The organism is Pelomicrobium sp., assembly GCF_036803785.1.
GTDB lineage: Bacteria > Pseudomonadota > Gammaproteobacteria > Burkholderiales > UBA6910 > Pelomicrobium.
This window is the reverse complement of record NZ_DAIRTR010000142.1, coordinates 1-7,271: the sequence shown is the minus strand read 5'-3', so window position 1 is coordinate 7,271 and position 7,271 is coordinate 1. Positions and strand designations below refer to the sequence as shown.

The window sequence follows — 7,271 nt, the reverse complement described above, 5'->3', positions numbered from 1 at the left end:
GAGGGGTCTCCCCGGGGGGCGGGGGCGCCTCCCGGGTGAGCCACAGCCGCTCCCGAGCCTCGCTCAAGCCCATGGGCCGGGCGATCAAGGTGATGGGCGGGCGGTCAGGAGCGAGGCGGATCTCCACCGAGCGGGCCAGCTCGACGCGGGCCACGCCAGGAAGGCCCGTCAAGGCTTCCTGGAAGGCTGCGTCCAGGAAGGCGGACTCTCCCGCGAAGCCGGCGCGCAGGGTGAGGTCCCCGGGCAGGACTTTTTCCAGCCAGGCCTCCAGGGAGTGGCGAAAGGAGGCCACCATGATGGCCATGGACACCATGAGGCTGCCGCTCACCAGCACCGCGGCCACCGACACCGTGGCCTGGCCGGCAGTGCCTTTGAGGTGGGCGGTGGCCACCTGGAGCCAAGCCGGGCCGCGGACGGGAAACGCGCTGAAGGTGCGGCGGCTCCAGGAGGGCAAGAGCAGCACCGCTCCCAGGAGAAGAAAGCCGATGGCGGCATAGCCTCCCAGGGGCAGCCCGTCCATGGGGGGCAGCCAGAGGAGGGCGGCCGCGAGCCCCAAGGCAATCATCCCCGGCGCGCGGGGGGCGAGGCGGGCGAGAGGTCGTTCTTCGTCGCCCGCCTTGAGGGCCTGGGCCGGCGCCGTGCGGGCCGCTTCCAGAGCGGGGGCGAGGGCTCCCACGATGGAAACCCCCACGCCAAGGGCAAAGAACCCCGCCCAGGCCCAGGGACTGGCCCGTACCCGGGATGCGGAGCCTGGAAAGTAGCCGGCGCCCAGGTCGGCGCCCACGGTCGCCAGGACGAGCGCCGCCAGGGCATAACCCAGGGTTACTCCTAGGAGAGCGCCCACCACGCCCAAAAGCGCCCCCTCCGCCAGGATCCAGCGGGCGAGGGCCTTCTGGGTCATTCCCAGGGCCCGCAACAGGGCCAATTGCCGCCGGCGCCGCAGCACGGAAAGCGCCTGGGTGGAAAAGACTAGGAACCCGCCGGTGAAAAGGGCCACCAGGGAGAGCGCGGTCAGGTTCACCCGGTAGGCCCGGGACAGGCTCAAGGCCTCCTGGGCTTCCAGCGCCGGCGTGGTTACGTGCAGGTCCGGGGGGAGCCGGGCCGCCAGGGCGGACCGGACTTCCCACGGGTCGGCGCCAGGGGCGAGGCGCAGGTCCATGCGGGAGAGGCGCCCCAGCCGGTCGAGCCTCCATTGGGCGGCGGCGATGTCCATGACCCCCAGGGATTGGGGAAAGGCGCTCCCGGGAAGCTGCCCCGCCACCTGCAGCTCCACCGGCCGCACGCCCACCCGCACCGTGACCCAATCTCCTTCCTTGAGGCGAAGCGCTTGGGCTGCGGCGGGGCTCACGTACAGGGCATCGTCGCGGAGGAGATCGATGGGGAGACCCCCTTCGCCGCTGGAGAGCGCCGGCAGCAACCGCCTGGCTCGCAGGGGATCCAGGCCCTGGATGCGCAGCGTTTCCCCCCGCGCCTCCAGCCGCGCCTCCACTTCCACCACGGGGCTCACGAGCGCTACGCCCGGGGTGCGGGCCACCACCGGAAAGAGCGCTTCGTCGAAGCCCTCGCTGCCCCCTTGCACCACCAGGTCCGCTTCGCCGAAGAGGGCACGGGTAGCGGCATTCACTTCTGCGGCGGCGGTGCCGTGGATCAAATGGATCGCCATTGCCAGGGCGACACCCAAGGCGATGGCCACCACGGACAGGGCGGCGCGGCCGGGGGCCTGGCGCAGGGGCCCGAGCACAGCGGCTCGGGCGAGGAGGTGGGCGGTTCCCATTCAGCGCAACGGAAGGGTGAGCCCCTCGGGCCCCAGCACGTAGGTGCGCTGGGCGGTGGCGGCGGCCCGCTCGGAATGGGTGACCAGAATGGCGGCGGCCCCGTCCTGTTCAAGCTGCTCTTTCATCACTTCTAACACCTGGGCGGCGGTGCGCGGATCCAGGTTGCCCGTGGGTTCGTCCGCCAGCACCAGGGCGGGGCGGTGGACCAACGCCCGGGCGATGGCCACCCGCTGGGCCTCGCCGCCGGAGAGCTCCCGGGGATAGCGCTGGGCCTTGGCCGCGAGCCCCACCCGTTCGAGTAATCCCTCCACCCGGTCCGGATCGTCCAGGGCGTTCAACGCAAGAGGTAGCGCCACGTTCTGGGCCACCGTGAGGTGGGGCAGCAGGTGGAAGGCCTGGAACACGAAGCCCATGCGGCGGCGGCGTAGCCGGGTGCGCCCGTCGTCGTCGAGGTGGGTGAGGTCCACCCCCTCCAGCACCACGCGCCCCTGGTCCGGCGTGTCCAGGCCGGCGATCAGGTTGAGTAGGGTGGACTTGCCGACGCCGGATTCGCCCATGATGGCCACATACTCGCCAGGCGCGAGATCGAAGGCAACACCCCGCAGCACCGGCGCGCCGGGATGATAGGCCTTGGTGAGATCGCGGACTTGGAGCATCAATCGGTAGAGGATGGAGACGATGGCGAGTTCACCGCGACAAAGCGGGTTTGTCTTGCTGCGCGATATGATACGCTGGAGCCCATAACGGGAAGCCGCGGCGCCGCCGCCGGCGCTCCGGTGGCGCTCCCATCGTCACGAGGGCCGCGGGTCCTTACCTGTCGAACCTCCACGCGCAAGATCCTGCGATGAAAAAGCTCAAGCTCGTGCTCCTCGGACTCGCCGTGCTGGCACTCGTTGCCGTTGCGGCCCTCGCCCTTTTCGTTGCGACCTTTGACGCCAACCGCTACAAGCCCCAGCTCGCCGCCCTGGTCAAGGAAAAGACCGGCCGCACGCTCACCCTGGAGGGCGAGCTGCGCCTGAGCCTTTTTCCCAAGCTGGGCGTGCGCCTCGGCCGAGCGAGCCTGTCCGAGCGGAGCGGGCAGGAGGAATTCGCCGCTCTCGAGAGTGCGAGGGTTTCCCTGGCCCTGGGGCCCTTGTTGCGCCGGCAGGTGGTGGTGGACGAGGTGGCCCTCACGGGTTTGCGGGCGCGCCTGGTGAAGCTCAAGGATGGCTCCACCAACTATCAGGACCTGCTGGCGGTGCCCGTGCCCCCGGCGGAAGCGGCCGGAGCGCCGCAACGGGAGGGGACGCCCGCCGTGGTGATCGACATCGATCGGGTGGTGGTGAGCGACGCGACGCTGCATTACCGGGACGAGACCCAGGGACGGGAGTTCATCCTGCGCAACCTCAACCTCAACACGGGGCGCATCGCCAACGACGTGCCGAGCCCCGTGGACTTGAGCTTCACCGCGGTGGGCAAGCCGCCCGACCTGAACCTGGACACCCGCCTCCAGGGGCGCCTCACTTTCAACCTTGAGACCCAGCGCATTGCCATGGACCAGGCGAGCCTGCAAGTGAGCGGGAGTGCCGCGCAGCTCAGGAAGCTCGAGCTCGCGGCGAAGGGCGACCTGAGCGTCAATGCCAAGATGGGGGAGTTCGGGGTGGAGAAGCTGAAGCTCACCCTCACGGGGGAGCGGGGAGGCGACGCCCTGGATCTGGCGGTGGATGTCCCCAAACTGCTCCTGGCCGCAGAGCGCTATTCCGGAGAGCGAGTGAGCGCGCGCCTCCAGCGCACGGCGGGAGGGGACCGCTGGGTGGCGAACCTGGCGATTGCGGACGTGCAAGGCAACCTACAGGCCTTCCAGGCCGGGCCCCTGCAGCTCACCCTGGACGGCCGTCAAGGCGAGCAGACATTCAAGATGAGCATGGACGCTCCTTTGACGGGAAACCTGAAGACCCGAGAGTTCCGACTGAAGCCCCTCAAGCTGAGCGCCACCGTCCTGGGGCCGGCGCTGCCCGGGGGCCAGGTCTCCGCCGATCTGGCGGGAGAGGCGGCCTTCAACCCGGCAAAGGAGACGGCCAGCACCCGGCTCCAGGGTACCCTGCTGGAGAGTCCCCTCAGCGCCACCGTGGACCTGAGCGGGTACGCCAAGCCCAAGCTTACTTTTGCGGTGGCGATGGAGCGCCTGGATCTGGATCGGCTCGCCGGCGGTGCCCCGCCGCAAGCGGGGAAAGGAAGCGCCCCAGGCGCTGCCTCCCGGAAAGAGGCTGCCTCTTCAAAGGCCGCCCCCCTGGGCCTCGCCTTCCTCGAGGGCCTGGATCTGAATGGTGTGGTGAAAATCGGTAAGCTCAAGGTGGCGAACCTGACCGCCACTGACGTCAACCTCGCCGTGAAAGCAGGCGGCGGGCGGCTCACCGCCACGCCCTCGGCCGCCTTGTATCAGGGCAAGCTCTCCGGGAACCTCGCCGTCGCCGCCACCCAGCCCCCCTCCATCGCCGTCCAGCAGCAGCTGACCGGCGTCCAGGTGGGGCCCCTGCTTCGCGATTTGAATGGCACGGATCGCCTGGAAGGGCGCGGCACGGTGAGCGTGGACTTGACCGGCCAGGGGGCGAGCGTCGAAGCCCTCAAGAAAACCCTGCGGGGCACCGTGGCCTTCCAGCTCCAGGACGGTGCCATCAAGGGGGTGAACATCGCCGAGACCCTGCGGGAGGCCAAGGCGGCCCTCGCCACCCTGCGGGGCAAACAGGTGGAGGTGACGAGCGGCGAGAAGAAAACCGACTTCTCCGAGCTCTCGGGCACGTTTCTCCTCAAGGACGGCGTTGCCCGCAACGACGACCTCACGGGCAAGTCGCCTCTGTTGCGGCTCGCCGGCGCGGGCACCGTGGACATCGTCAACAACACCCTGGATTACCTGCTGAAGGCTACCGTCGTGGCCACCTCCAAGGGACAGGGAGGTGCCGAGCTCTCCCAGCTCAAGGGGGTCACGGTGCCAGTGCGGGTGAGCGGTCCTTTGGCTGAACCCCGGTACGAGTTTGATTTCGGCGCGATCGCGGGCGAGGTGGCCAAGCGGACCCTGGAGCGGGAGATCCAGCGCCGTCTGGGCGCGCCCGCAGAAGGCGGCGGGACGGGCCAGGAGGCGCCGCCGAACCCTCTGGACGCGCTGAAGGAGTTGTTTAAGAAGTGAGTGGCGCGAGTGGGACCTTCGCCGAGCGGCTGATTGCCTGGCAGCGACGGGCGGGGCGGCATGATCTGCCGTGGCAGGGCCAGCGCGACCCCTATGCCATCTGGATCGCCGAGGTGATGCTGCAGCAGACCCAGGTGACGACCGTCATTCCCTACTACCGGCGCTTCCTGGAGCACTTCCCCTGCGTGGCGGCGCTGGCCGCGGCGGAGCTGGACCAAGTGCTCGAGCTGTGGAGCGGGCTCGGCTATTACGCCCGGGCGCGCCACCTCCATCGGGCAGCGCGGGAGATCATGGAGACGTGGGGCGGGACCTTTCCCACCCGCAGCGAAGACCTCGCCCAGCTGCCGGGGATGGGGCGCTCCACCGCCGCGGCAGTGGCGGTCTTCGCCTTCGGCGAACGGGCCGCGATCCTGGACGGCAACGTGAAGCGGGTGCTTGCCCGTCACTTGGGCATCGAAGGCTACCCGGGCGCGCCGGCGGTGGAACGGCGCTTGTGGCAGGAAGCCCAGGCGCTCCTTCCCCGCCGGGACATCGAGGCCTACACCCAGGGGCTCATGGATTTGGGGGCCACCGTGTGCACCCGGACGCAGCCCCGCTGCGCCGCCTGCCCGGTGGCCGAGGACTGCGTGGCCCGGTGCACGGGGCGGGTGGATCGGCTGCCCATGCCGCGCCCGCGCCGGCCCCTTCCTCAGCGGGAGGTCCAGTGGCTAGTGGTGCTGCGTGCGGAGGAGGTGCTGCTGGAGAAGCGCGCATCCCTGGGCCTCTGGGGTGGCTTGTGGTCCTTTCCTGAGGCCGGCGTGGATGAGGACCCGGCTCTCTGGTGCGCCCGGGTGCTGGAAGCGCAGCCGCAAGCGCTCGCGGCCCTCGAGCCTCTCACCCATGCCTTCACTCATTTTGCCCTGCGCATCCACCCCCGGCTGGTGCGGGTGGAGCGCGTAGCGCAACAGGCGGCGCAACCGGGACGGCTGTGGCTTCCCGTGCCCGAGGCGGCCCAGGCGGCGGTGCCGGCGCCGGTGCGGCGGGTGCTGCGCTCGATTCCTGCGATTTGATCGGGATCAAATCCGGGGGCTGTCCGCCCCGTATAGTGTGCGCGATGCGTCGTGGCGCACCATGCGCCGGCGCTGTTCGGTGGTTGCGCGTCGCCTCGCGCACCCGATGCGACAGCGTTGAAATTTCGTTTTCGTTTCCGAAGCCAACAAACCAGATGAATCGAACGTCATGAACAAGCCCGTACAGCCCGAACCCTGGCACGCCTTGCATGTGGAGACGGTGATGGAACGGCTTGGCACCCGGCGCGCCGGCCTGAGCGCTGAGGAAGCCGCCGAGCGCCTGGCGCGCTTCGGCCCCAATCGCCTCGCGCCACCCCGGCGCCGTGGTCCCCTGGTCCGCTTTCTGCTCCAGTTCCACAACGTCCTCATCTACGTGCTGCTCGCGGCTGCCGCCATCACCGCGGCCTTGGGCCACGGGGTGGACAGCGCGGTGATCCTGGGGGTGGTGGTGGTGAATGCCCTGATCGGCTTCTTCCAGGAGGGGAAGGCGGAGCGGGCGCTCGAGGCGATCCGCGGCATGCTCTCCCTGCGGGCTACGGTGCGCCGCGCCGGGCGCCGGATGGAGATTGCGGCCGAAGCGCTGGTGCCCGGGGACGTGGTGCTGCTCGCCTCCGGCGACAAGGTTCCGGCAGACCTGCGCCTGATCGAAGCGAAAAGCCTGCGCATCGAGGAAGCGGCCCTCACCGGGGAATCGGAACCGGTGGAGAAGGCCCTTGCGCCGGTCGACCCGGGGGCACCCATTGCAGAGCGTGCCTGCATGGCCTATTCCGGCACCCTGGTGACCTATGGCCAGGGAGCCGGGGTGGTGGTGGCGACCGGGGCGGCCACCGAGCTGGGGCGCATCGGTGCCATGCTGGAAGCGGTGGAGCAGGTGGAGACGCCGCTGCTGCGCAAGATGGCTGTCTTCGCCCGGCAGCTGACAGTGGCGATTCTCGCCGGCGCGGCCCTGGTGTTCGCTTTTGGCCTCCTCGCGCGAGGCTACTCTGCCGCCGACATGTTCACCGCCGCCGTGGCGCTTGCGGTGGCGGCGATCCCGGAAGGGCTGCCTGCGATCCTCACCATCACCCTGGCGATCGGCGTGCAGCGGATGGCCCGGCGCAACGCTATCATCCGCCGGCTGCCGGCGGTGGAGACCTTGGGATCGGTCACGGTGATCTGCTCCGACAAGACCGGGACGCTCACGCGCAATGAAATGACCGTGCGGCGCGTGGTGACGGCGGACGGGACGTTCGAGGTGGAAGGCGCCGGCTATGCTCCCCGCGGTGGCTTCCTGGTGGAGGGGCG

5 protein-coding genes are annotated in these 7,271 nt (G+C 69.8%); 3 read left to right on the top strand and 2 right to left on the bottom strand.

The genetic code is table 11. The annotated features are described in order from the left end of the window. Positions 1 to 1,774 (bottom strand): ABC transporter permease (locus V7Q81_RS13440; RefSeq protein ID WP_333844173.1); only part of this gene is annotated, 1,774 nt, incomplete at its 3' end. Next, a complete protein-coding gene (locus tag V7Q81_RS13435) occupies positions 1,775 to 2,431 on the bottom strand; it encodes an ABC transporter ATP-binding protein (RefSeq protein WP_333844171.1) in 657 nt (218 codons plus the stop codon). A gap of 188 nt (positions 2,432 to 2,619) precedes the next feature. On the opposite strand from V7Q81_RS13435, the gene V7Q81_RS13430 reads away from it, so the two are divergent. The 3 genes from V7Q81_RS13430 to V7Q81_RS13420 form a co-directional block, all read left to right on the top strand. Further along, positions 2,620 to 4,938: an AsmA family protein gene (locus V7Q81_RS13430; protein WP_333844168.1), complete on the top strand. Its 2,319-nt coding sequence runs from the start codon at positions 2,620 to 2,622 to the stop codon at positions 4,936 to 4,938. Next, positions 4,935 to 5,987 (top strand): A/G-specific adenine glycosylase, encoded by a 1,053-nt coding sequence (mutY, locus tag V7Q81_RS13425; RefSeq protein ID WP_333844165.1) that lies wholly within the window; start codon positions 4,935 to 4,937, stop codon positions 5,985 to 5,987. The genes V7Q81_RS13430 and mutY overlap by 4 nt, the downstream gene beginning before the upstream one ends. A gap of 169 nt (positions 5,988 to 6,156) precedes the next feature. Then, positions 6,157 to 7,271, top strand: a 1,115-nt coding sequence (locus V7Q81_RS13420) for a cation-translocating P-type ATPase (RefSeq protein ID WP_442954839.1), incomplete at its 3' end; no start/stop codon positions are given.